The organism is Flavobacterium procerum (assembly GCF_042431625.1).
Taxonomy (GTDB): Bacteria; Bacteroidota; Bacteroidia; order Flavobacteriales; family Flavobacteriaceae; genus Flavobacterium; species Flavobacterium procerum.
Window position 1 is genome coordinate 93,529 of sequence record NZ_JBHLYW010000022.1, and the last position, 23,912, is coordinate 117,440.

General features: G+C 32.1%; 23 protein-coding genes and 3 tRNA genes. 13 read left to right on the top strand and 13 right to left on the bottom strand.

Annotated elements, in window-relative coordinates; genetic code table 11:
• The first annotated feature begins 63 nt into the window (after positions 1–63).
• Together ACFFLS_RS19925 and ACFFLS_RS19930 are read left to right on the top strand one after the other, a co-directional pair.
• Positions 64–2,649, top strand: coding sequence for a phosphoenolpyruvate carboxylase (locus ACFFLS_RS19925; RefSeq protein ID WP_379686897.1), 2,586 nt, complete (start codon positions 64–66; stop codon positions 2,647–2,649).
• Positions 2,650–2,680: 31 nt separating this feature from the next.
• Entirely contained in the window at positions 2,681–3,196 is a 516-nt protein-coding gene (locus tag ACFFLS_RS19930; protein WP_379686898.1) for a DinB family protein, read from the top strand.
• Between the two features lie 202 nt (positions 3,197–3,398).
• Here the strand turns inward: ACFFLS_RS19930 and recQ are convergent, their stop codons facing one another.
• The 5 genes from recQ to aroB form a co-directional block, all read right to left on the bottom strand.
• Positions 3,399–5,516 (bottom strand): DNA helicase RecQ, encoded by a 2,118-nt coding sequence (gene recQ, locus ACFFLS_RS19935; RefSeq protein ID WP_379686899.1) that lies wholly within the window; start codon positions 5,514–5,516, stop codon positions 3,399–3,401.
• Positions 5,517–5,656: 140 nt separating this feature from the next.
• Complete coding sequence (locus ACFFLS_RS19940; protein ID WP_379686900.1) at positions 5,657–6,064, bottom strand: DNA primase; 408 nt, start codon at positions 6,062–6,064, stop codon at positions 5,657–5,659.
• An 8-nt stretch (positions 6,065–6,072) separates the two neighbouring features.
• Positions 6,073–7,041, bottom strand: a complete 969-nt coding sequence (locus ACFFLS_RS19945; RefSeq protein ID WP_379686901.1) for a deoxyhypusine synthase family protein — start codon at positions 7,039–7,041, stop codon at positions 6,073–6,075.
• 100 nt (positions 7,042–7,141) lie between these two features.
• On the bottom strand, positions 7,142–8,545 hold the full coding sequence (locus ACFFLS_RS19950) for a type III PLP-dependent enzyme domain-containing protein (RefSeq protein WP_379686902.1): 1,404 nt from the start codon (positions 8,543–8,545) through the stop codon (positions 7,142–7,144).
• 301 nt (positions 8,546–8,846) lie between these two features.
• On the bottom strand, positions 8,847–9,914 hold the full coding sequence (aroB, locus tag ACFFLS_RS19955; RefSeq protein ID WP_379686906.1) for a 3-dehydroquinate synthase: 1,068 nt from the start codon (positions 9,912–9,914) through the stop codon (positions 8,847–8,849).
• A gap of 236 nt (positions 9,915–10,150) precedes the next feature.
• Between aroB and ACFFLS_RS19960 the strand changes: the two genes are divergently transcribed.
• Entirely contained in the window at positions 10,151–11,320 is a 1,170-nt protein-coding gene (locus tag ACFFLS_RS19960) for a proline dehydrogenase family protein (protein WP_379686908.1), read from the top strand.
• Positions 11,321–11,473: 153 nt separating this feature from the next.
• On the opposite strand, the gene ACFFLS_RS19965 is transcribed toward ACFFLS_RS19960, so the two are convergent.
• Positions 11,474–13,264, bottom strand: coding sequence for an ABC transporter ATP-binding protein (locus ACFFLS_RS19965; protein ID WP_379686909.1), 1,791 nt, complete (start codon positions 13,262–13,264; stop codon positions 11,474–11,476).
• Between the two features lie 263 nt (positions 13,265–13,527).
• Here ACFFLS_RS19965 and ACFFLS_RS19970 point away from each other — a divergent pair.
• The 6 genes from ACFFLS_RS19970 to ACFFLS_RS19995 all read left to right on the top strand — a co-directional run bounded on the left by ACFFLS_RS19970 (position 13,528) and on the right by ACFFLS_RS19995 (position 16,892).
• A tRNA-Val gene (locus ACFFLS_RS19970) sits at positions 13,528–13,605 on the top strand.
• A 79-nt stretch (positions 13,606–13,684) separates the two neighbouring features.
• Positions 13,685–13,757: transfer RNA gene (locus ACFFLS_RS19975), tRNA-Leu, on the top strand.
• Between the two features lie 235 nt (positions 13,758–13,992).
• A tRNA-Leu gene (locus ACFFLS_RS19980) sits at positions 13,993–14,065 on the top strand.
• A 154-nt stretch (positions 14,066–14,219) separates the two neighbouring features.
• Positions 14,220–15,041, top strand: coding sequence for an SH3 domain-containing protein (locus tag ACFFLS_RS19985; protein ID WP_379686911.1), 822 nt, complete (start codon positions 14,220–14,222; stop codon positions 15,039–15,041).
• Positions 15,042–15,337: 296 nt separating this feature from the next.
• Positions 15,338–15,946 (top strand): hypothetical protein, encoded by a 609-nt coding sequence (locus tag ACFFLS_RS19990; protein WP_379686912.1) that lies wholly within the window; start codon positions 15,338–15,340, stop codon positions 15,944–15,946.
• Between the two features lie 43 nt (positions 15,947–15,989).
• Positions 15,990–16,892, top strand: coding sequence for a hypothetical protein (locus tag ACFFLS_RS19995; protein WP_379686913.1), 903 nt, complete (start codon positions 15,990–15,992; stop codon positions 16,890–16,892).
• A gap of 537 nt (positions 16,893–17,429) precedes the next feature.
• On the opposite strand, the gene ACFFLS_RS20000 is transcribed toward ACFFLS_RS19995, so the two are convergent.
• The 3 genes from ACFFLS_RS20000 to ACFFLS_RS20010 all read right to left on the bottom strand — a co-directional run bounded on the left by ACFFLS_RS20000 (position 17,430) and on the right by ACFFLS_RS20010 (position 18,745).
• Positions 17,430–17,969 carry a hypothetical protein gene (locus ACFFLS_RS20000; protein ID WP_379686915.1) on the bottom strand — a complete coding sequence of 180 codons (540 nt, stop codon included), beginning with the start codon at positions 17,967–17,969 and terminating at the stop codon, positions 17,430–17,432.
• Between the two features lie 31 nt (positions 17,970–18,000).
• Entirely contained in the window at positions 18,001–18,501 is a 501-nt protein-coding gene (locus tag ACFFLS_RS20005; RefSeq protein ID WP_379689618.1) for a hypothetical protein, read from the bottom strand.
• 82 nt (positions 18,502–18,583) lie between these two features.
• Positions 18,584–18,745, bottom strand: coding sequence for a hypothetical protein (locus ACFFLS_RS20010; RefSeq protein ID WP_379686918.1), 162 nt, complete (start codon positions 18,743–18,745; stop codon positions 18,584–18,586).
• Positions 18,746–18,800: 55 nt separating this feature from the next.
• Between ACFFLS_RS20010 and ACFFLS_RS20015 the strand changes: the two genes are divergently transcribed.
• From ACFFLS_RS20015 to ACFFLS_RS20025, 3 genes are all read left to right on the top strand, one after another.
• Complete coding sequence (locus ACFFLS_RS20015) at positions 18,801–19,397, top strand: hypothetical protein (RefSeq protein WP_379686919.1); 597 nt, start codon at positions 18,801–18,803, stop codon at positions 19,395–19,397.
• Between the two features lie 119 nt (positions 19,398–19,516).
• The gene (map, locus tag ACFFLS_RS20020; RefSeq protein ID WP_379686921.1) at positions 19,517–20,281 is read left to right on the top strand and encodes a type I methionyl aminopeptidase; all 765 of its coding nucleotides are present in this window, start codon (positions 19,517–19,519) and stop codon (positions 20,279–20,281) included.
• A gap of 18 nt (positions 20,282–20,299) precedes the next feature.
• On the top strand, positions 20,300–20,710 hold the full coding sequence (locus ACFFLS_RS20025; protein WP_379686922.1) for a hypothetical protein: 411 nt from the start codon (positions 20,300–20,302) through the stop codon (positions 20,708–20,710).
• Between the two features lie 20 nt (positions 20,711–20,730).
• Here ACFFLS_RS20025 and ACFFLS_RS20030 read toward each other — a convergent pair whose 3' ends face one another.
• Positions 20,731–21,453: a hypothetical protein gene (locus ACFFLS_RS20030; RefSeq protein WP_379686924.1), complete on the bottom strand. Its 723-nt coding sequence runs from the start codon at positions 21,451–21,453 to the stop codon at positions 20,731–20,733.
• A gap of 101 nt (positions 21,454–21,554) precedes the next feature.
• On the opposite strand from ACFFLS_RS20030, the gene ACFFLS_RS20035 reads away from it, so the two are divergent.
• Positions 21,555–22,103, top strand: a complete 549-nt coding sequence (locus ACFFLS_RS20035) for a hypothetical protein (RefSeq protein WP_379686925.1) — start codon at positions 21,555–21,557, stop codon at positions 22,101–22,103.
• 3 nt (positions 22,104–22,106) lie between these two features.
• On the opposite strand, the gene ACFFLS_RS20040 is transcribed toward ACFFLS_RS20035, so the two are convergent.
• From ACFFLS_RS20040 to ACFFLS_RS20050, 3 genes are all read right to left on the bottom strand, one after another.
• Positions 22,107–22,673, bottom strand: a complete 567-nt coding sequence (locus tag ACFFLS_RS20040; RefSeq protein ID WP_379686927.1) for a hypothetical protein — start codon at positions 22,671–22,673, stop codon at positions 22,107–22,109.
• Between the two features lie 27 nt (positions 22,674–22,700).
• Positions 22,701–23,099, bottom strand: coding sequence for a VOC family protein (locus ACFFLS_RS20045; RefSeq protein ID WP_379686929.1), 399 nt, complete (start codon positions 23,097–23,099; stop codon positions 22,701–22,703).
• A 111-nt stretch (positions 23,100–23,210) separates the two neighbouring features.
• The gene (locus ACFFLS_RS20050; RefSeq protein WP_379686931.1) at positions 23,211–23,876 is read right to left on the bottom strand and encodes a hypothetical protein; all 666 of its coding nucleotides are present in this window, start codon (positions 23,874–23,876) and stop codon (positions 23,211–23,213) included.
• Positions 23,877–23,912: the final 36 nt, after the last annotated feature.

Consider the following 23,912-nt stretch of genomic DNA (forward strand, 5'->3'; position numbering starts at 1 on the left):
TAACCTCAAGTTTATTCTTGGGGTTTTTTTATGACTAATTAACCAACCAACTATAACACGATTATGTATACGTTGCCAAAAATAGAACGTTTTAATCAAGACGTTCTCTCAAAATACCACATTTATAATAGTGTTTTTATAACATTACCTTTTGATTCTATAGATAATACTGGAGTTTTACTCCCTTTATTTACAGAAACTTGCGAAACTGGATTTAAAAAAGAAGAGACACCAAAAGAAATTTTTGATTTTTTCTCCAATAAATTTCTGAATAATGCTTCTGAAGAAGAAAAAATTGAATTAATGTTTCGATTTATTCAATATATAGAGCGTCAAATTGTATTGTTTGATGCTATTGAAGATGCTGCCTTTCCTGTTGTAAACAATATGGAAGGACGTGGCTCTCTAAGAGATATTAAAGAAAAATCAGATGCAAGAGAAAAGGATGACGAATTAATAGATTTTCTAGAAAACTTTAATGTGCGTACGGTTTTAACGGCGCATCCAACTCAATTTTATCCTGGTCCAGTTTTAGGAATTATCAATGATTTAACTGAAGCAATTCGCCAGAATGATTTGCTGAAAATCAAACAATTACTGGCTCAGCTAGGAAAAACTCCTTTCATACAGAAAGAAAAACCAAATCCGTATGATGAAGCTGTGAGTTTGATCTGGTATTTAGAAAATGTATTTTATGCTACTTCTGGAGAAATTGTGCATTATTTACAGAAAAATATTCTGGAAGGAAATGCAATCAAAAACCAACTAATAAAACTTGGATTTTGGCCTGGAGGTGATCGTGATGGAAATCCTTTTGTAACAACAGATATTACGCTTAAGGTTGCAGATCGTCTTCGCACTTCTATTTTGAAGTGTTATTATGTCGAAATGAGAAATCTAAAACGTAAGCTAACATTCTCAGGTGTAGATACTTTAGTATCTGATCTTGAACATAAACTTTATCGTTCTGTATTTTATTCAAAAGGTGAAATTTTTATCACTTTAGACGAATTGTTAACACAGCTTAATAAAGTAAGAAGCATAATTATTGAAAAACATCAGTCTTTATATTTAGATGAATTAGAAGCACTTCTTGTAAAAATCAATTTATTTGGTTTTCACTTTGCAACTTTAGACATTCGTCAGAATAGTAAAATTCACAATATTGTTTTTAAAGATGTTGTCAATTATTATTTGAATTCTGGTTCTACGATTTTCCCTGCTAATTATTTTGATTTATCTGAAGAAGAGAAACTTGTAGTTTTATCTAAAGTTCAAGGAGATTTGAATCCTGCCGATTTTGAAAATGAAATTACAAAATCAACTTTAGAATCTGTTCAAGCAATTAAAACGATTCAGCAGAATAACGGAGAAGAAGGTGCAAATCGTTATATCATCAGCAATAATGAAAGTGCGCTGAATGTAATGGAAACTTTTGCCATGATTCGTCTTAATAACTGGGAAAATCCAACAGTAGATATTATTCCGCTTTTTGAATCTGTTGATGATTTACAGAATGCTCATGAAGTTATGGAGCAATTATACACTAATCCGGAATATTCGAAACATCTTAAAGCTCGAGGTAATAAACAGACCATTATGCTTGGTTTTTCTGATGGTACTAAAGATGGCGGTTATTTAATGGCGAACTGGAGTATTTATCAGGCAAAAATTTCATTGACAGAAATCTCTAGAAAATATGGCATAAAAGCAATTTTCTTTGATGGACGTGGCGGACCTCCAGCACGTGGTGGTGGAAAAACGCATAAATTTTATGCTTCATTGGGGCCAAGAATCGAAAATAATGAAATTCAGATTACAGTTCAAGGGCAAACTATCAGTTCAAATTTTGGAACATTAGATTCTTGTCGATACAATATCGAAAACTTGTTAAGTGCCGGTGTCACTAATCAAGTATTCAGCAAAGAAAAAAATGAATTGACAGCAGAAGAGACTCAAATCCTAACCGAATTGGCTGATTTGGGATACAATAAATATTTAGGCTTAAAGAATCATCCTAAATTTATTCCTTATTTGGAAAAAATGAGTACTTTGAAATACTACTCAAAAACAAATATCGGAAGTCGACCTTCTAAAAGAAGTAAATCGGAATCTCTTGATTTTGCTGATCTTCGAGCAATTCCATTCGTTGGATCTTGGAGCCAGTTAAAACAAAATGTTCCTGGTTTTTTTGGAGTAGGAACCGCTTTAAAACATTTTGAAGAAACCGGTCAATGGGACAAAGTAAGTGATTTGTATCATAATTCGTTGTTTTTTAGAACACTTTTAGAAAATAGTATGATGTCTTTGGCTAAATCATTTTTACCATTAACTGCTTATATGCAAAAAGATTCTGAATTTGGAGAATTTTGGCAGATTATTAATAATGAATTCCAGGAGACTAAACGTTTATTGCTTAAAATTGCGGACCACAAGACCCTGATGGAAAATTATCCTGATGGTATCGCTTCGATTCAAATACGAGAGCGTATTGTATTGCCATTATTGACAATTCAGCAGTATGCGTTATTGAGAATCAACGAATTGAACAAAGACATTGCTGCCAACGAAGAACTCATCAAAGTTTATGAAAAAATTGTAACAAGATCATTGTTTGGAAATACAAATGCAAGTAGAAATTCTGCTTAAAAACAGAACTTAAAATTTTAATTTTAAAAAGATGAATGTTAGCGATATATTAGAAAATGAATATTCAGGTCATTTTGGAACTTATTTGAAACAAGCAGGCGACGGAAAATTGATTGAAGAATTAGAGATTTCTCTTCATGCATTTATTCGATTTGTTCAAAACATCCCAATGGATAAATTTGATTACCGTTATGCCGAAGGAAAATGGACGATCAAAGAGATTATTCAGCACGTGATTGATACTGAACGTATTTTTGCTTACAGAGCTTTGCGTTTTTCGAGAAACGACAAAACACCTTTGCCAAGTTTTGAAGAACAAGATTATGCTGACAATACAGATGCCGACTCAAGAAGCATTCAAGATTTGTTAACTGAATTTTCTGCTGTAAGACATTCGAATTTATTGTTTTACAAAAGCTTATCTAATGAACAGCTTAAAAGAATAGGAACCGCTTCTGGTAATCAAATTTCTGTTAGAGCTTTAGGTTTTATCCTTATTGGACATCAAAAGCATCATCAGAAAGTTTTTGAAGAAAGATATTTATAAAGTTTCAATTTAACGATAAAGTAAACCCGACAGTTTTTAAAAACTGTCGGGTTTTGTTATTAGATAATTCTTCTATTTACATAATCTTGTCATTTCGACGAAGGAGAAATCTTCGCAAGAAACTCTACAAAGATTGGCAATATTCTATGCGGAGCTACTTGTGAAGATTTCTCCTTCGTCGAAATGACAAAAAATGAAGTTTTTATTTAATAGTTAGAAGTTTTCTCTCCAAAAATGCCAATCCAAAACGAATTTTATCATAAGACATTTTTTCTTCAAAATAGTCAAAGTAAGGTCTTAAGGCATTTGGATTTTCTAATTCAATTTTTGCTTTTTCAATTTTCAGGATTTCATCTTCTGAGACAAATTGAATTAAGTCTATATCATTTCCGTCAACGTATAATTTAGCTAAATGAGAAATAATGGTAGTTTCTCCTAAATTTCGTTGTTCTGCAATTTCTTCTACAGAAAGTCCGTTTTGAAATAATTCTAATGTTTTGGCGTAAGTACTGTCTTTTTTCTCTTTTTTAACAACCGATTTATTTCTTTCAAACTCAATAATTGCTTTGATGAAATCGGCTCCATATTTTTCAAGTTTAGCTTTTCCGACACCTTCAACAGCAAGGAACTCTTCATCGCTCATTGGTCTTAAAATCTCCATCTGGCGAAGAGAAGCATCGCTAAAAATAACATAAGCCGGAACTTCTTCTTCTCGTGCAATCTCATAACGTAATTTGCGAAGCGTTTCAAATAAGGAATTTTTAACCGCTTTAGGTTTGGTTTCTTTTATTTCTGCTTTCTCAATTGCTTTCTTGACAACTGTGGTCAATTTTACTTTTTCGCCTTCAAACAAAACTTTTTTAGCAAAAGGAGTAAGCAATATTTTGTTATGTTGATGAAAAGCAATTTCGCAATATCCTAAATTAATAAGCTGAATGAGATATTGATTCCAATCATACCAAGAAATATCGGCACCAATTCCGTACGTTTTTAGCTCTTGATAATTTTTTTCGTAGATATATGCGTTTCTCGAGCCTCTCAAAAAGTCTACAATAACGGCTAGAGGTTCAGATTCTTTTAAACGTGTAATGGCAGACAAAGCTTTTTGCGCGAGAATCGTACCATCGAAAAAAGTTGGCGGATTTTTGCAAATATCGCAATTACCGCAATTTTCGGTTACTAACTCTCCAAAATAAGAAAGCAGAATTTTTCTGCGACAGCTAACAGCATCGGCGTATTGTTTCATGCGATCTAATTTTGCCAGCTGAATATCAGCGTTCAATCCGTCTGAAGCAAATTTCTGTAACTGAATCACATCTGCATAACTTTCAAATAAAATGGTTTCTGCCGGAAGTCCATCGCGTCCAGCTCTTCCGATTTCTTGATAATAACCTTCAATGTTTTTTGGCAAATTATAATGAATAACCCAACGAACATTTGATTTGTCGATTCCCATTCCAAAAGCAATAGTGGCACACACAACTTGGCAGTCGTCATTAATGAACTGATCTTGAGTTTTAGCACGGGTTTCGTTATCTAAACCTGCGTGATAAGCTTTAGCAGTAATTCCGTTTTTCTTCAATTTCTCTGCAAGCTCTTCAGTTGTTTTACGGCTAAGGCAGTAAATAATTCCAGATTCGTTGGGCTTATCAGAAACAAAATCAACAATTTGTTTTACACGATCTAAGGCTGGTCTGACTTCTAAACTCAGATTTTTTCGATCAAAAGATGCTATAAAAGTTTTAGGCTTTTTTAGATTTAATTGTTTGGTAATATCTGTACGGGTTGCTTTGTCTGCTGTGGCGGTTAATGCCAGAATTGGAGTAGAAGGGAAGCGGTTTTTTAAGTACCCTAAATTGGTATAAGCTGGCCTAAAATCATGTCCCCATGACGATATACAATGTGCTTCATCAATGGCAATTAGGCTTATAGTTAGTTCATTAAAGGCTACATCTAAATAAGAAAGGCTTTCAGGAGCTATATAAACTAGCTTAAATTTATTAGATTTTAAATTGTCGATATAATATTGCTGTTCTTGAGAAGATTGCGAACTATTTATATAACATGCTGCTATTCCGTTTGTTTTTAAGCTGTCAACCTGATCTTTCATCAGGGCAATCAAAGGTGAAATTACGATTGTAATTCCAGGCAAGATAAGGGCGGGAAGCTGAAAACATATCGATTTTCCACCTCCCGTAGGCATAATAGCTAAGGCATCCTGTTGAGAAAGTATTGTACTAATTATACTTTCTTGATTTGGCCTGAATTTTTCGAAACCAAAATTCTCTTTTAAAGTTGCATGTAAAATTTCTGAAGTCATTGGCATGTAATTTTTATGACAAATATAAAATTAGTAATAATCTTACAAAGTATAAAAATATAAATTTTGTTTAAAATTTAATTCAAAATATAAAAAAAGGAACCCCAAATGAGTTCCTTCTTGTATTTTAAATGAATTGACTAATCTTCATCATCTTCTTCGTCTTCATCATAATCAGTATCTGCTTTCTCATCATCGTCATCGTCATCGCCATCAGTATCTGGTTTGTCAAGATTTTCATCTTCGTCATCGTCGTCATCGTTGATATCATCATCAAGATCAAGTCCTTTTACTGGTGCGATTGCGTCTACATCAACATCTAAATCATCATCTTCATCGTAGTTTTCAATTCTGTCAGCAAGTTTAGTACTAATTTTTACTAAGTAAATAGTATCTTCAGTACGTACTTCAACAGCTTCAACCAATTCGTTTTTAGCATTTCTAAAACGGATTACATCCGAATCATCATAACCATCAGGGAATTTTTCAACCAAAAGGTTTAAAATTTCATTGGTAAGTTTAGCGTAGTCTACTATAACTCTTTTCATAAATTATTTTATAAATCTAATAAATATGCGAAAATTAACGGAGCAACAATCGTAGCATCCGACTCAATAATAAATTTAGGGGTTTTGATATCTAATTTACCCCAAGTGATTTTCTCGTTTGGAACTGCTCCAGAGTACGAACCATAACTGGTTGTAGAATCTGAGATTTGGCAGAAATAACTCCAGAACGGAACATCGTGCATTTCCATATCCTGATACAACATAGGCACCACACAGATAGGGAAATCACCCGCAATACCACCACCAATTTGGAAGAAACCAACACCATTGCTACTGTTTTTTGAGTACCAGTCTGCAAGGAATGTCATATATTCAATTCCAGATTTCATTGTAGAAGCTTTTAGCTCTCCTTTGATTACGTATGAAGCAAAGATATTTCCCATTGTGCTATCTTCCCATCCAGGAACGATAATTGGTAAATTTTTCTCTGCAGCTGCATACATCCAGCTATCTTTTAAATCAATTTCGTAATATTCTTCTAAAACACCTGACAACAACATTTTATACATGAATTCATGTGGAAAATAACGTTCTCCTTTGTCATCGGCATCTTTCCAGATTTTATAAATGTGCTTTTGAAGACGACGAAATGCTTCATGTTCTGGGATACAAGTATCTGTAACACGGTTTAATCCTCTTTCTAGCAAAGCCCATTCATCTTCTGGAGTTAAATCGCGGTAGTGCGGTACTCGCTCATAGTGCGAATGCGCTACCAGATTCATGATATCTTCTTCAAGATTTGCTCCAGTGCACGAAATAATTTGTACTTTATCTTGTCTAATAACTTCGGCAAAAATTTTACCAATTTCTGCTGTACTCATTGCGCCAGCCAAAGTCACCATCATTTTAGCACCATTATTAAGCTGTTCTTCGTAAGCTTTTGCAGCATCAACTAAAGAAGCAGAATTAAAGTGCAGATAATGTTTTTCTATAAACTGACTGATTGGTCCTTTCATTTTCTTGTTTTTTTTTTTTTTGAATTAAAAGTTTAACCTTTTAGATGTTTATGCAAATTAAGAATTTTCTAAATATTTATCTAACTTAATTTGTCGTTTTTTATAACTTTTTTTTGTAGCCTAATATCTTTAAAACATCGTCAGAAGTCTGTTGTTCTGAGAAAACCTCAGTAGCCAGGATTCCATTTTCGTCGCGATCAATCAAAATATGCTTAGGCTGTGGAATTAAGCAGTGGTGAAGACCACCATAACCTCCAATAGTTTCCTGATATGCTCCTGTATTAAAGAAACCAATATACAACGGTTTTTCTTTGTTGTATTTTGGAAGATAAATAGCGTTCATATTTTGTTCAGAATTGTAATAATCATCACTATCACAAGTAAGTCCTCCTAACAGAACCCGCTCATATGTATCATTCCAGCGATTGATTGCCAACATGATAAAACGTTTATTTATCGCCCAAGTATCAGGTAGAGTAGTAATGAAAGACGAATCGATCATATTCCATTTTTCTCTGTCGTTTTGTTGTTTCTGATACAAAATCTGATAAATTGCACCGCCACTTTCACCAACTGTAAATGATCCGAATTCTGTAAAGATATTAGGAACATCTACTTCAGCTTCATCACAAGCAATTTTAATCTGATTGATTATTTCATCAATCATATATTGGTAATCGTATTCAAAAGCAAGAGAATTTTTAATCGGGAAACCTCCACCAATATTCAATCCGTCAAGAGTAGGGCATTCTTTTTTAAGTGCGATGTAAACTTTGATACATTTTACAAGCTCATTCCAATAGTATGATGTATCGTTAATTCCGGTATTAATGAAAAAGTGAAGCATTTTAAGCTCTAATCTGTCATTTTCCTGAATTTGTTTTTTATAGAAAGAAACAATGTTTTTGTAACCAATACCTAATCTTGAAGTATAAAACTCAAATTTAGGTTCTTCTTCAGCAGCAATACGGATTCCAATTTTGAATTTCCCTTTAATATCTGCTTGAAGCAAATCTAGTTCCTCATAATTATCAATAATCGGAATAGTGTTTTTATGTCCGTTATTGATTAATCTTGCAATGTTGGTAATGTATTCGTCTCTTTTAAAACCGTTACAAATCACATAAGTGCTTTTGTTGATTTTACCGTTTTCCAACAAATTTTCTACAATGTTTACGTCAAATGCAGATGAAGTTTCGATATGAATATTGTTTTTGAAAGCTTCATTCATAATATATTCAAAATGAGAGCTTTTTGTGCAATAACAATAGTAATATTTTGCGTCGTATTTATTCTTTTCCATTGATTTTCTGAACCAAGCTTTTGCTTTGTTGATGTTTTCAGAAATCTGAGGAAGGTAAGTAAATTTTAAAGGTGTGCCATACTGTTCAACCAATTTCATTAAATCAATATTATGAAACAGAAGGTTGTCTTTGCTTAATTTAAATTCCTCTTGTGGAAAGTAGTATGTCTGGTTTATAAGATCAGAATATTTTGTATTCATTTATGTGTCAAAATTTAGAATTGTGAATGGATAATTTAGATGATGATTTGGTGCTAAATCTTGATTCAAACTCTAATATTGGCAAATATAATCGGCAGTTTTTCGTGCTCGGCTTTTGTACATTGGAAAACATCAAAACAGAACGGACTTTTACTATTGTAAAAACGATTCAACATTCTTAATAAAGAACTGTTGAGGCGGTTTCTATAAGAGCTGAATTGTCTTTGATGCTTGTTTGTTTTCATGGGGCAAATGTAAAAAATAAAATATACCAAATGCAACGCTTTCGATTAAAAAAAGTTTAAGATTTATAATCTTGAAACGCTTCTAGAATCAATTTATTTTCAACAGATTGGTTAATTTTTATTTTGCCGATTCCCTCAATCAACGCAAATTGAATCAATCCGTACTCATTTTTTTTGTCATGAATTAGTAATTCTAAGATCGGATCAATGTCGTTTTCTTCAAAAACTACATCTTCATAAATACCTTTAATAACCGTTTTGATTTCTCTGTATTCTTGTTCTGTAATTAGATTTTTTTGAAGCGAAATATAACTTTCCAAAATCATTCCAACCGCAATTGCTTCTCCGTGCAATAAAGTAGTTTTTTCTTCGCTTTCTAAAAAATATCCTTCAATAGCATGGCCCAAAGTATGTCCAAAATTCAAGGCTTTACGAATATTTTTCTCTGTTGGATCCTGAATAACGATTTCATTCTTGATTTCAACCGAACGATAAATCAATTGATCTAATTCGTCAAAAACAATCGATTTTAAATCAGAAAACTGTCTCCAATACGGAGCGTCATAAATTAGTCCGTGTTTTAGCATTTCTGCCAAACCAGAACGCATTTCAGTTTGAGGTAACGTTTCTAGATATTCAGTATCTATCAAAACCATTTGCGGTACATTGATTACACCAATTTGATTTTTAAGATTCCCTAAATCAACTCCGGTTTTTCCTCCAACAGAAGCGTCAACCATAGACAATAGAGTAGTAGGAACATTGATGAAATCTACGCCTCTTTTAAAAGTAGAAGCAACAAAACCTCCCAAATCGGTCACAACACCACCACCTACGTTAATAACCAATGTTTTTCGATCAGCTCCCAACTCAGTCAAGATATTCCAGATTTCAATGCAGGTTTCGATGTTTTTATTAGCTTCTCCAGCTTCAAACTCGATAATTTCGATAGCCAACTCAGTCTCTAAATGTGGGATAAATTTAGGAAGACAATATTCATTCGTTTGATCATCAACGATTATAAATATGTTAGAATACTTATTTTCTCTTAAATGTTTATTTAAAGCTTCGTAAGCATTTTGGTTAAAATGTACGAGGTAATTATTGGCTTGAATAGACTGCATAGTTCTTTAGTTAATTTTGAAAAGCGCAAAAATAAGTCAATTTTGGCTAATTAATATTCAAACTTTGATTCTAATTTGTTTAAAATTCTAATTTGATTGTCATAATTCTAATTATCTCAAATTTACTTTATACATGAGTGAAAACGACATTCATATTAAAGATATTAAAAAATAGGATACGTTTTGATAAATAATATTCAAAACTCTCTATATCTTTGCACAAAAAACTATACTTAATGGAAAAAATATTCGATAACACTCAGGTTGCCTTTGCTTTGAAAAGCGATACGGAACTTGATAGAGCTTATTTTCTTTTTAAAATGATTGACAGCGAGCCTTTGGTACGAATCGGTACTGCTGTTACAAACTTCGCTTTAAAGGCACATCTTCCTGTAGAGGGATTGATTCGTGCAACTGTATTTGATCATTTTTGTGGAGGTGTAAACGAGAACGACTGCTTGACAGTGGTAGATAAAATGTTTACAAAAGGCGTTTCTTCTGTATTGGATTATTCTGTTGAAGGAAAAGAAGAAGAGGAACAGTTTGACGCTGCTCTTGAAATGACTTTAAGAACAGTCGAATTTGCAAAAGAACGTCTTGCGATTCCGTTTGCTGTTTTTAAACCGACAGGTTTGGGACGTTTCGAATTGTATGAGAAATTAGGCGAAAAACAAACTCTAACGCCAACAGAACAAGCAGAATGGGATAGAGTAGTTGAACGTTTTGACAAAATCTGCAGTGAAGCTTATAAAAAAGACGTAGCCTTGTTGATTGATGGTGAAGAAAGCTGGATGCAGGACGCAGCAGATGACTTGGTTACCGACATGATGCGCAAATACAACAAAGACAAAGCTATTGTTTTTAATACGTTACAAATGTACAGATGGGATCGTCTTGATTATTTGAAAAAACTTCATGAAACAGCTAAAAATGAAGGTTTTTATATCGGAATGAAGCTTGTGCGTGGTGCTTATATGGAAAAAGAAAACAAACGTGCGGAAGAAAAAGGTTATGTTTCTCCAATCTGTGTATCTAAAGAAGCTACAGATGTAAATTATGATAATGCGGTACATTATATGTTAGAACATATAGACAAAATGGCCATTTTTGCAGGTACTCATAATGAGGCAAGTTCGTACAAGTTGATGGAAATGATGAATGAGAAAGGAATGACAAAAAATGATTCCAGAATTTGGTTTGGACAATTGTATGGAATGAGCGATAACATCAGTTATAATTTAGCCGAAAATGGTTATAATGTTGCTAAATATCTTCCTTTTGGACCTGTAAAAGATGTTATGCCCTATTTAATCAGACGTGCTGAAGAAAACACTTCTGTAGCCGGTCAAACAAGCCGTGAATTGTCTATGATTAAAGCAGAACGCAACAGAAGAAAAGGGAAATAAAATTTTAGTTGTAAATTCCAATTTTTTAAATTCCAAATTCCAAAATATTTATAACCCGACAAGTTTTTAAAACCTGTCGGGTTTGCTTTAAATAATACCATAAAAAACTCCGTTTGCAATACAAACGGAGTTTTTTATTGGAATTTTAAACATTTAAGAGTTGCTAAACTGCAGATTGCTTAAGTTTTTATAAATTCCATTTTCAAGGTTTATTAATTCTTGATGCGTTCCTTGTTCTGATATTTTTCCATTGTCTAGAACTAAGATTTTATCAGCGTTTCTAATCGTTGAAAGACGGTGTGCGATAATAATGCTTGTTCTTCCTTCCATTAGAACTTCTAGAGCTTCCTGAACCAGTTTTTCGCTTTCACTGTCTAAAGACGAAGTAGCTTCATCCAAAATCAAAATGCTTGGATTTTTAAGTAAAGCTCTCGCAATAGCAATACGCTGGCGTTGTCCGCCAGAAAGTTTAACACCGCGTTCTCCCACAAGAGTTTCAAATTTTTCTGGAAAACCGTCTACGAAATTAAAAGCATTTGCTTGTTTTGCTGCCAGAATAATTTCTTCTTCTGAAGCATTTGGGTTCCCATAAGCAATATTTTCTTTAATTGTTCCTCCAAATAAAATTACATCTTGAGGAACAATACTCATGTTTCCACGAAGATCTTCTAAATCATAATCGTAAATATTTTTTCCGTCGACTGAGATTTCTCCTGAAGTGATATCGTAAAAACGTAATAAGAGAGAAGAAATAGTAGATTTTCCGGCACCACTTGGCCCAACGATTGCTATTTTCTGTCCGAATTCGGCATTGAAGTTAACGTCTTTTAAAACCTGAACTTCTTTTCTTGATGGATAACTGAAAGCCACATTTTTAAACGCTACATTTCCTTTTATTTTCTCAACAGCAGTAAGTCTTGGTTTAGCGTTAATTTCTTCTGGAGTTTCTTCCAATAATTCAAAAACACGTTCAGTTGCTCCAACCGCTTTTTGAATCTGTGCGTACATTTCGGCAATTCCTCCAAATGACGCACCAATAAAAGTGGTGTATAATACGAATGAAATCAAATCGCCAACACCTTCAACTTCACCTTTTATGGTTAAGGTGATTCCGTACCAAACTACGGCAACAACGCATCCGAAAAGGCAAAGAATAATAAATGAAGCGAAATAACCTCTGTACTGACCGCCTTTAATAGCGATTTTTACGATTTCTCTAATTTTATTTTTATAACGCTGAATTTCATACCATTCGTTAGCAAATGCTTTTACATTGCTAATTCCTTGCAGCGTTTCTTCTACAATAACCTGGCTTTCTGCTACTTTATCTTGTGTCTTTTTTCCGTATTTGCGAATAAATCTTCCAAAAATTACAGCAGCAACGGCAACGACAGGTACAATTGCCAACATCATTAAAGTTAATTTTGGACTAATGCTTCCTAAAATTACAAAACCTCCAATGATTAGAATAAACTGACGTAAAAACTCAGCAATTGTCGTACTGAATGTATCTTGTAATTGCGAAATATCTGCACTGATTCTACTGTTTAATTCTCCAACACGTTTTTGCGAATAAAACGACATTGGTAATTTGATTAGATTTTCATACAGCGCAAAGCGAATGTTGGAAAGGGAATTTTCGGTAAAATTCACAAATAATGAAATTCTAAAAAAAGAAAAAACTGCCTGAAGAACTAAAATCACCATTAAACCTAATGCGATTTCGTTTGCTTTTGAAAGATCTTTGTTGGTAACGCAATCTACAAGCATTCCCATTAATTTTGGAAAGGCAAGGGCAGTAGCGCTGGTTAGAAATAGAAAAATCAAACCTAGGAAAAATTTCCATTTATGGCTTTTAGCATATTTAAAAATTCGGAGTGCTTTTTGAAGAGAGTTAGCGTTTAATTTCGCTTTCGGTAAATCGTTTTCTTGAAATCTTGCCATTTGAGTTTACAATTAAGGTAAGCAAAGGTATGATTATAGCAAATTACTGCAAAAGGATTATCACTAAATAGCTTTTCTGAATTCAACATTTAACTAAAATTAAGAAAATGCGTTTTTTTTATTCTTTTTAAACAACTGAAAAATAGATTCCTAAATATTTTATTGAAATTATTTTTTACTTTTTTCAAAAAAAGACTTGTAAATATAAAATCTAGCTGTATATTTGCACTCGCAATCACAAACGATAGCAACCTAATAAAATAGGGCGATTAGCTCAGCTGGTTCAGAGCACCTCGTTTACACCGAGGGGGTCGGGGGTTCGAACCCCTCATCGCCCACCAAGAAACTCCTTAAGAAATTAAGGAGTTTTTTTATGCCTTATATTTTCTGGATTTTTAGGGGATCAACAGGAAAAACAAAGATTAGCTCAGCTGGTTCAGAGCATTCCGATTAACATCGGAAGCGGTCGGGGGTTCGAACCCCTCATCGCCCACTAAAAAACTCCTTAATTTCTTAAGGAGTTTTTTTATGCCTTATATTTTCTGGATTTTTAGGGATCAACAGGAAAAACAAAGATTAGCTCAGCTGGTTCAGAGCATTCCGATTAACATCGGAAGCGGTCGGGGGTTCGAACCCCTCATCGCCCACCAAGAAACTCCTTAAGAAATTAAGGAGTTTTTTTATGCCTTATATTTTCTGGATTTTTAAGGATCAACAGGAAAAACAAAGATTAGCTCAGTTGGTTCAGAGCATTCCGATTAACATCGGAAGCGGTCGGGGGTTCGAACCCCTCATCGCCCACAAAGAAACTCCTTAAGAAATTAAGGAGTTTTTTTTATGCTTCTGTTTTTTTTTCAAAACTCAAATAATTAAATATGATATTTCTAAATCAGGTGTTTTAACTGGTTAGGTTTTCCTTTTTATTAGCGATTTTTGTATAAAATTCTAAAAGTCAATGAAAAAAAAATATCATTTTTTTCTTTTAATATTTGTTGTTAATTCATATTCTCAAGTCAATGTTAAAGGCTATTACAAAAGTAACGGCACTTATGTTCAGCCTCATCAAAGGACAGCTCCTAATTCTACTGTTATTGATAACTATAGTTATCAAGGAAATTACAACCCAAATATCTCGTATGGTAATTATTCCCAGAATAATAATTATAACCATATAAGTTCAACCAACACAGAATCCGAATGGATAGAGGGATATTATCGAAATGACGGAACTTACGTAAATGGCTATTACAGAGCAAAAGAAAAAGAAAGCAATAAGACCGATAACTTTTCAGTTAAAAAATACATAAATGCCACACAGGTTAATGTAAGAACAACTCCAGAAATTACTGAAAATATAATTAGTAAATTGAATTATGGTGATGAAATTACATCTTTATACAATTTTGGCGATTGGGAAAAAGTCAGTGTAAAAAAGTATAACACTTTTACTTATGGTTACGATAATTATGAAGGTTATATCAGCAGTAAATATTTAAGTTCCTATTCTTCACAAAACAAAGCTTATTATATAAAAAACAATCAAAATTATTATACCGAATCAAATTTAGAATACAATATTAATTATAAGGTAATAACATCGAAAGCATATTTCCATTCAACACCAAACATTTATAACCAAAACAAAGCCTACCTAGTTTTTGGCGAGATTATCACAGCCATTGGCAATTCTCAATATTTTGTCTATATAGAATTTACAAATGCAAATGGAGTAAAGACAAATGGGTGGATTTTAAAAAATGATATTGTTAAGTATTAAATACAATAATTTCAAAAAAAAAAATTGTCGCAAAAAAAACTTTAAAAACTATTCTGGTTTGATTCGTATCTCTTTCTAGACTTAACCAATAAAATGGTTCAAACGAAAAATCTGTTGGGATTTTTTTAACAAAAATTCCCAACAGCATTTCTTTTTTCTGTAGTATTGTACTGAGCAAAAAAAATAATAAGTAGACGATACCTATATGTCCGCAAGTATTTTTAAGTTTTAGCCAATTAACAAAATCTGAGTAAATGACCATAATAACTTCTATCACAAATTATTCAATAGAATAAATGAGAAAAATACATTTGATAATCTTACTCTTTTTAAAGTCAGTTTGTTATTCGCAAGATTTTAAGATTCCGGAAATTGAATTCCAAGAAATAGGTGATAAGCAAAATCCTTATGTTAAGTTGCTGAATCTTAAAGATGAAAATTCATTAATCATTAAAATTGGCTTTGAAAGTTATTGGGCAGGCGGTATTCATTCAAATCTGATCGTTTTTCAAAATGATGGAAATGTTGTGAGATATAATGTGTTTTTTCCGAAGGATAATTTAAAGAAAATTGAAATTAGCAAAAAAAGAATCAAGAAGGAAAAGATTCCTGATTTTTGGATTTTAATCAACTCGGTTGCAAAAGAAAACAAACTCAATATTGATAAAGATAAGCTGAATATTGAGCGGATAGAATATGAAGACGGAACAGTACTAAAATATAGTACAAGAAGTGATTGTGTTGATGAAAGTTTTGAAATTACACAAGGTAATAAAAAGACATACTTTTCTAGTTACGATCCTTTGTATCAAATTAAACAAAAAAATTCTGGTTTTGAAGAACGACAAAAGCTGGTGGATCTAATAGACGAAGTAGAAAACTTAATTAAAATAAAATCAAATTAAAAACAAATTAAAAACAAATTTCATAAAAGCCCTAAAATTACAAATGAGACTATTACTATTACTAACAACTGCTTTATTAGCTTTCAGTTGTTCAAAAAAAGAAAAATCTACCATTTCAAACACTTCCATTCCAAAAAATCTGACTGTTGAGCAAGAGAAAAAAACAAATCCATTAAACGAAAACATCCATTATCTTGGATTTGTAAACGATTTCTATTTTTCAAACGAAAATGAAGTTTACATTGATCTTTATTTCACTAAAGATGACATTTCAACAAAAGAATATACTAAACTAGAAAAACTTGCAGATTCACTGATTTATTCAGACGATGAAAACAGCAGAAATAGATTTCCGGCAGATTTAGCCGCAAAACATTTTGATTTAAGAGGACTTCAAAAACTAGCCATTTATGACGATAGCAATAAGTTTGTCTGTAATGCAGATTTTGTTCGTGTAGAATATCTAAATCAAAACATTACGCCAGGTTTTATTGCTGTTTACAAAACAGACAAGAAAATCAAATCAGACAAATATTATGCTGTAAGTAATTTTGAAAAAGATCTTGAAAATCCAAATTACACCATACTAAAAGATTCTGTATTGACTCAAAAATTGCTTACCGAACTTGATTTGCCTAAATCGTATTACGGACTTGAGAAAAGCGGTATTCATCTTCAATCAACAAAAAGCGACACCATAATTTCAATAATTAATTCTGAGAATTCGGCAAGCATCGTTTTGCATCACAACAATACTTTTAAAGTGCTGTACAAAAGTACAGAGCCTGAAAACATTAACGATTTAAGGATTGTTTCTACCTCCAAAAGCAAGCTTCCGTATCTTTTAACGAGAAATTCAAAACCTGATACTGATATGGTTTGGGATCAAGTTTGGCATTATGATGGGAAAAAATATAGCCCTGCGAATAGACAACGAATTAAATAATTTGGACACCATGTCCATTTTTTCTTAATTCGTTTCCCAATTTATGGCAGGTTTCTGAGAAATTGGTACTTCCTGACAAAGAAATTTTTTCTCTATTAGTAAACGACTACAGAATAAAAATAAAAAGCAGTAAAGTAATTTTTCTCATATCTTTCCTGTGTGAGGTATGAAATAAACAGAATTCCTTCTGGATGTATAATAAAAATCTTTAGATTTAAAACCGGACTTTTTACGAATTAGAATGCGCCTAAAATTTGATTCGTATTTAGGTTGGAATACCCACTTAAAATTAAAGTCCGGGTTGCGAAATCGTAAAATTCTTTTTCGGCCATGATCTTCAAAATCTCCGACGCCGTAAAATAGCTGTCCATCATCTGTTTGAAAGTAATGCTTGAAAGTATTATTTGGAAAAAAAACGTACCAATTGGCAAACATAACAGCTTTTGATTGTCTGTATACGAGGCTGTCCTGCGCATACAGGTTTGCAGTCATTAACAGTGCGAGAATTACTATTTTTTTCATCTATTTTACAATTATTTATTCAATTCCAATTTGAGGAAAAACAACTTCTTTGATATAGTCCATCATATACTTTTCAGAAGCCTTTATTTGTTTTTTTAGTTTGATCAATTCTGGTCTAATAAGTGCTGCGTTTTTTTCTCTTGCTTTATTTTCTTCTTCTGTAAACTCTTCGTCATCAACGGTATTGTCGTATAGAAGCACACACAAAGCCTCAAGAAGTATTTCTGTTTTTCTTTCCAGATATTTATTTTCGTTTATAGAAGACAATAATAAAGGCAGATAATCCATTTCTGCCAGAATTAATTCTTCATCTTGTTCGTCCAAATACAACTTTTCGTCACTGCCCCAGAGATCTAAGATTTCCTGATCAACCGCGACAAACGATTTTGACAACGAATAACAAATCGTACTCGAACATTTTGAGCATTCCTTGTTCCAAATTTCTTTAAAATTATAAAGACTAAACGCGCATTCTATTTTGGTGATCTCAAAAATATCTTTATTACTGCACTCTTTGCAGGTTCTGGTCAATTGATAATTGAATTTCTTATCCATTTAGTTGATTCCCATTTTAATTTCAATTACCCTAATAACTTTTGATTTTTTCCTTAATGAATGGAAAATCTTCAATAGTGCAAAATCCTAGTCTAGTGTGAATCTTAGGTATTGTATTTCTTCGTTCTTCTTCTTTATGTAATTTATAAAGAAGCTGCGGCACTTCATTTTCAAATTCTAAAATAAGCAAATGTCCATGGCCATCTTCAACACAGTTAATAGGTGCCCAGCATTCGTATATGGACTGTATTACTTTAAATTTTTCGAAAACAAATTCATTTAGATTGTCGTAATTAAAGATGCAATCAAATTTTTTGTTCATTTCTAAATCGGCATAAGAGCGCGTTGTAAAAACAGCTATTTGATTGTCCTTTTGTTTCCATGAAACATAATTATGATAGAAATCATTTTTATCCTTGTTCAGAAAACGCTGTTCAGTATAATCTTGCCATAATTTTACAGCATGTTCTGGCAGATAAGAATCGGCAATTAAGTAACGTTCAAAAGCTTTGCAGCTATCTTCATTTCTCATAAATTAAACTTTGTATTGATCTAGAAATAAAAGCGTTCCTAATAAATGATGAATTTTCTATCGAATAAAGAACACAATTTATTTACTTTTTTTCAATTCGTATTTTTGATGGCGCTATTTTTGCTGCATTCAGAAAAGGCTTATTAATAGTATTTTTATTCTGTGTGAAGATAGAAAAACTAAGACGAAGACTGCAAACAAAATTTCCAGAAATGTCTGAAATTCCGTTTTGAGGATATTGCATTAAAAAGATATTTTTGGAAACAAAAACGAATCAACCAAAAACCACTTTTAACCTAATGTATTTAAAATCTACCTACTTTTTATTGCTTTTCACCTTATTTTCATGTGCCGGAACCGATTATACCGTCTACCCAATCGTAAATCCAGTAGATGTAAACCCTAAATCAAGCACTTGGCTGATTGACGAAGCAGTTTTAAATATCAATGGTTATTATTCAACCGAAATCATTGATGCTTATAAAAAAATACTTCCTGAAAATTTTGGTACCGTAAAATCGATCCGTGATTACAATTCTTTGTCTACTATCAATATCATGTTAAAAGGCAATTCTACCGCTCTTGCATTTTACAAAGAAAAAACGAATTGTGACTATGTAATTGAAACTGAAATGAAATCGGTACAAAATAACTTGCCTGTTTTTCAGCTTCATCCTGATAAAAGTCTTACGGATGAATTGTATATAAGAATTATGGTCTACAATTTAAAAAGCAATGAGCTGGTTTATGATAAAGAATATCGATTTTATCAGACATTTACAGGCGGAAACGACATTGCCTTTTCTGACAAAACAGAAAAATTCTATAAGAACGCTATAAAAGCTACTGTTAAAGATTTCGCGCATAAAAATGGCTGGAAGTCTAAAACTAAATAATCAAATCGCTCTCGTGACTTTATATCCTTCCTAAAACTAAGCTTGGTCAATCGTAATTCTTATTTATAAAAGATATTTAGAATAAAAAGTATTATTTTAGGAGCATTAAATAAAAAAACATGTCAATAACAACAGAAGCGGAGTTAATCGGAATGAAAAAAGCAAGCGAGGCAGTCGCTTTTGCTTTAAAAGAAATGAGAAATTATGCCCAACCCGGAATGTCTACAAAAGAAATTGACAATTACGGAGCACAGATTCTAAATGATTTTGGAGCAAAATCTGCACCTTACGTTACATACGGTTTTCCGGGTTACACTTGCATTAGCGTAAATAACGAATTCTGTCACGGAATTCCATCTGATAAACGAATTCTTAACGAAGGAGATTTAATCAATATTGATGTTTCGGCAGAATTAGAAGGTTTTTGGTCAGACAACGGAGCGTCGTTTGTGATAGGAGAGGACATCAATCAACATCAAAAATTAATCGAAGCATCTAAAGAAATCCTGCATAAGGCAATTCATAACATAAAAGGCGGTGTGCGTATTTCTGATATTGGCTTTTTGATGGAAACCGAAGCTAAAAAAAGAGGTTACAAAGTAATTAAAAACCTTACTGGACATGGCGTAGGAAGAAGCCTTCACGAAGAACCGCATGAAATAGCCAATTACAGAGACCGATTTAATTTGACCCGATTTAAGAAAAACTCGGTGGTCGCGATTGAAACATTTATCGCAACAACTTCAACTTATGCTGAAACACTGCAGGACGGTTGGACGATGGTAGGAAATAAAGGCGGTTTTATGGCACAACACGAACATACAATTGTGGTGACAGAAGGAAAACCAATCATATTGACCGAAATGAATGGAATTTGGAACTAGAAGAAATTCACAACCTAAATGAGATTAGAGCCCAGAGACAGTCTATTTGAAGATGGAAATGAACTTTTTCCTGAATTAAACAATCAAAAAATAAGTCAATTCATAAAATGTGATGATCAAGACGGAACTTTTTTATTTGTTGTATTTGAAATAAAAGATACAAAAAATAAATATCAATTATTCTTAGATTCAGGATTGGCTTTTGCAAATGAACATGAATATGTAGCAGATATAGAGGATTTAGAATCTTTTGAAATTGTTTTTTTAAATAATCAGGAAATTAATAAAATTCTTTGGTTTCCAGACGGGTGTAACAGCAAAATAGACATCAATACAAAAGATTTCGAAATTCAGATCAACTGCAAAAATCCTGAAATTTACGATTCAGAATCCATTATAACAATCAAAAAAAAGACTGAATGCCTTTAAGTATTCAGTCTTTTTTGTATTTAAAAAGCAGTAATTTTCATTATTGCAACAACTATTATGGAGAGTAAAACCAATCCCGTGTAATAAACGCCTCTCTTGGTTTTGCTGTCTATATTTTTGTTTTTTATAATGATAATCGATGATCGAATAAGGATAAAACTGACTATAACCGCACAGACTCCAACAAGGATTTTATTAAACGAAACATAAACCACAGCCATAGAAACAAGATTTATGATCATAAGCGGAATAGCATATTTTTGATCGAATGTTTTTTGGTCTTTCTGCACTACAGGCTTAATTTGCTGAAGTTTTGATTCTAGTTTTTGAACATTTTCAACTTGTGCCGGAATATAAATTGTTTCCTTCGAGGTTTTTCCTTTAATCGTATAATCTCCTTTTTTATTCTGCGAAATTGACTGAATATCCGAAAACTGAATGGTTAAAACTGGCGTGTTTTGTTGTTCTCTGCTAATATTGTTTTCTGCAAAGTTTAACTGATAACTTTCAAAAAAAGACTTGTATCTTTTAACTGCTGATCTGAATCCGATGAACATACTTACAACAAGAAATAGCATTATGAAAGGGAGAAAGTTGATAAACTCTTCTGTACTTTCGGTATTAAAAAACGAAATAAGAAGTCCAAAAGACATTGCAAGTATTGCAATTGCTACTATTTTGATGATTACTTGCTTCCTGACTTCATCGAAACCATTTTCTTTAATTTTAAAAATTTCACTCATTAGGTTAATTGTTTGGGGTTGTTGTTATTTTGCTGCGAATATATAGAATTATTAGTATTAGAATATTTAATAATCTACATTTGAATTCAATTAATAACCTTATGATAAAGAACAGTTTTCTAATACTGCTTTTAGCAGGTTTTACAGCCTTTTCTCAAGAAAGTTTTTATAAAAAAGTTTTATTCAATAAAGAAATAAAAGTTCAAGAATTAAATTTGGATAGTAAAGAAGTAGATACAAATTTTCCTGATTACCTGTTTAATAAAACCAATTTCAAAAAGATAACATCATTTTATATTGAAACCAATCAGGATAAATTTGTCATTGATCCAAATTCAGGATCCATATTGGAATGCACTTTTACAAGTGATCAAGATTTTGTGCAGCAGAAATATAAAATTCAAAATTTTGCATTGAAAAACTATGGCAATTTCAACGAAGATTTTGATTATAAAACGTATACGATATTTGTACAGCGAGGATTTATTATTGCTTTTAATAAAATTGAAAAAACAATGCTAATGATTGATGTTAACTCCTGCATCTTCGAGAAACAAAAAAACAAAGTTCTCAAATTGCTAAAGAACAAAAAGACTTTTGATGTTTTTGTACTCAACTGTGGAGGTAAAGAGTTGATTTCTAAAATCTAATTGCTAATTTATCATATAACGTTCATCTAAAATCTTTACTTCGAAAGAAGGATTTTCTTCTAAATATCCTAACACCTTAAGAGACTTTGTAGTGAACTTTTGGTCTACTTGTTTCCAGATTTCTGTTTTTTCTTCAGTCGTAAACTTTTTATTTTTTACATATCTTTTGAAATATTCCTGTTTATAAATAGGCAGAAATTCATCATACAAAAGCTTGGTAAAGCTGATATAAATGTACTTTTTCTGACCGTTTATAATTTGGAATTCCCTTTTGATTGTAAACTCATTCTGAAGATTTGAAACTTCAATAGTATACAAACCGTCTTTTAAACTCAAAACAGGGTTCTTCATTATTTTGATGTCTTCCGATTTAGCAATAATAGAGTCATTCAGTTTCACTAGAATTGAAGCTTTGTTATTGCTGTAAGAAATATTCGAAGCAATAAAAGTTACATTTTTTATTTCTTCTGTTTTAGGGAATAATTTAAAAAATGAAAATACAATCACGAACAACAGTACCAAAACAGAAGTAAGGTAAAGCGGAAGTTTATTCTTTTTAGTAATTATCATGCTTTTTTTGTGCAAAAATTAGGTTATTTAAGCGGGTTCCCAAAGTTCTATTTTATTTCCGTCTGCATCCATGATATGTACAAACTTTCCGTAGTCATAAGTTTCAATAGCATCAAGAATTGTCACACCATTTAGTTTGAGCTGTTCAACAAGTCCTTCAATATTCTGAACACGATAATTGATCATAAACTCTTTTTTAGAAGGAGAAAAATAGGAATCATCTTTCTTAAACGGACTCCATTGTAGTGATTCCGTTTCATCTGGATTAGCCAATTTTCTCGATTCAAAAGTTGCTCCCCAGTCATTGGTTTCGATTCCCAAATTCTTAGAATACCAATCACGAGTTTCTTTAGGATTGTCCGAAAAAAAGAAAATACCGCCAATTCCGGTAACTTTTGGGGCTTTATCGTTTGATGAATTTTCCATAATTTTCTTTGAATTTAATGAGGTTAGTTTTGTGTAATAAAGTTAAATTAATTCTAGAATAAATATTGAATTATTGTTTAAAAATCAATACTTTACAACAACAATTTATCATTAGAACATAAATTGATTTCCTTCTCTTTCTGCTTTTTCAATTTCGGTCACTTTTTTATTTTTGAGATCAACAATTGCTCTTAAAAAACTAACTTTGATAGAATCTCTATAAATCTTTCCGTACCATTCGACGCTTACGATTTTCAGATTTTTATTAGTTGTTGGATACGTTTTGTAGCTGATGTATTTCGCTTTATTCGTCTTTTCCTTTTGTTTGATTGCGTTTTTGACTAAAATGCTTTTTTCAGTTATCGAAATCGCTAAAGAATCTACTTTATACAAACTGTCAACACTATTTTCAAAACGATCTCTCCAATTTTTCCCGATTCGTCTTTGCAAAATGCTATCCGTTCTATTGTTATGCCTTACATCTGCACTATGGTCCACTATATTGGTACAGGATGTTCCATTTACAGAAAAACGAAAATTATACAACTTAGCAATTATATACCTGTACTGATCTTTAGGATCCGGAGGCCCGCCAAAAACGGTATAGGTTGGATGTTCATTTTCATATCGTTTTTGAAAATTTATTTCTTGCGTATCAATTACTACTTTTTTATGTTCTTCTTCCGCTTGTTTTTCAAAGACTTTGGTTTTACCGATTACGATTCCAATAATTAATGTTATTAAAATTGACAGTACAAAAAGAATATTTTTTTTCATAAACATCTGTGGCATTTAAAAATAGATTTGGAATTA

Coding starts and splice junctions, on each gene's coding strand:
- ACFFLS_RS19925 (WP_379686897.1), top strand. CDS start 64: ATGTATACGTTGCCAAAAATAGAACGTTTTAATCAAGACGTTCTCTCA.
- ACFFLS_RS19930 (WP_379686898.1), top strand. CDS start 2,681: ATGAATGTTAGCGATATATTAGAAAATGAATATTCAGGTCATTTTGGA.
- recQ (WP_379686899.1), bottom strand. CDS start 5,516: ATGACTTCAGAAATTTTACATGCAACTTTAAAAGAGAATTTTGGTTTC.
- ACFFLS_RS19940 (WP_379686900.1), bottom strand. CDS start 6,064: ATGAAAAGAGTTATAGTAGACTACGCTAAACTTACCAATGAAATTTTA.
- ACFFLS_RS19945 (WP_379686901.1), bottom strand. CDS start 7,041: ATGAAAGGACCAATCAGTCAGTTTATAGAAAAACATTATCTGCACTTT.
- ACFFLS_RS19950 (WP_379686902.1), bottom strand. CDS start 8,545: ATGAATACAAAATATTCTGATCTTATAAACCAGACATACTACTTTCCA.
- aroB (WP_379686906.1), bottom strand. CDS start 9,914: ATGCAGTCTATTCAAGCCAATAATTACCTCGTACATTTTAACCAAAAT.
- ACFFLS_RS19960 (WP_379686908.1), top strand. CDS start 10,151: ATGGAAAAAATATTCGATAACACTCAGGTTGCCTTTGCTTTGAAAAGC.
- ACFFLS_RS19965 (WP_379686909.1), bottom strand. CDS start 13,264: ATGGCAAGATTTCAAGAAAACGATTTACCGAAAGCGAAATTAAACGCT.
- ACFFLS_RS19985 (WP_379686911.1), top strand. CDS start 14,220: ATGAAAAAAAAATATCATTTTTTTCTTTTAATATTTGTTGTTAATTCA.
- ACFFLS_RS19990 (WP_379686912.1), top strand. CDS start 15,338: ATGAGAAAAATACATTTGATAATCTTACTCTTTTTAAAGTCAGTTTGT.
- ACFFLS_RS19995 (WP_379686913.1), top strand. CDS start 15,990: ATGAGACTATTACTATTACTAACAACTGCTTTATTAGCTTTCAGTTGT.
- ACFFLS_RS20000 (WP_379686915.1), bottom strand. CDS start 17,969: ATGGATAAGAAATTCAATTATCAATTGACCAGAACCTGCAAAGAGTGC.
- ACFFLS_RS20005 (WP_379689618.1), bottom strand. CDS start 18,501: ATGAGAAATGAAGATAGCTGCAAAGCTTTTGAACGTTACTTAATTGCC.
- ACFFLS_RS20010 (WP_379686918.1), bottom strand. CDS start 18,745: ATGCAATATCCTCAAAACGGAATTTCAGACATTTCTGGAAATTTTGTT.
- ACFFLS_RS20015 (WP_379686919.1), top strand. CDS start 18,801: ATGTATTTAAAATCTACCTACTTTTTATTGCTTTTCACCTTATTTTCA.
- map (WP_379686921.1), top strand. CDS start 19,517: ATGTCAATAACAACAGAAGCGGAGTTAATCGGAATGAAAAAAGCAAGC.
- ACFFLS_RS20025 (WP_379686922.1), top strand. CDS start 20,300: ATGAGATTAGAGCCCAGAGACAGTCTATTTGAAGATGGAAATGAACTT.
- ACFFLS_RS20030 (WP_379686924.1), bottom strand. CDS start 21,453: ATGAGTGAAATTTTTAAAATTAAAGAAAATGGTTTCGATGAAGTCAGG.
- ACFFLS_RS20035 (WP_379686925.1), top strand. CDS start 21,555: ATGATAAAGAACAGTTTTCTAATACTGCTTTTAGCAGGTTTTACAGCC.
- ACFFLS_RS20040 (WP_379686927.1), bottom strand. CDS start 22,673: ATGATAATTACTAAAAAGAATAAACTTCCGCTTTACCTTACTTCTGTT.
- ACFFLS_RS20045 (WP_379686929.1), bottom strand. CDS start 23,099: ATGGAAAATTCATCAAACGATAAAGCCCCAAAAGTTACCGGAATTGGC.
- ACFFLS_RS20050 (WP_379686931.1), bottom strand. CDS start 23,876: ATGAAAAAAAATATTCTTTTTGTACTGTCAATTTTAATAACATTAATT.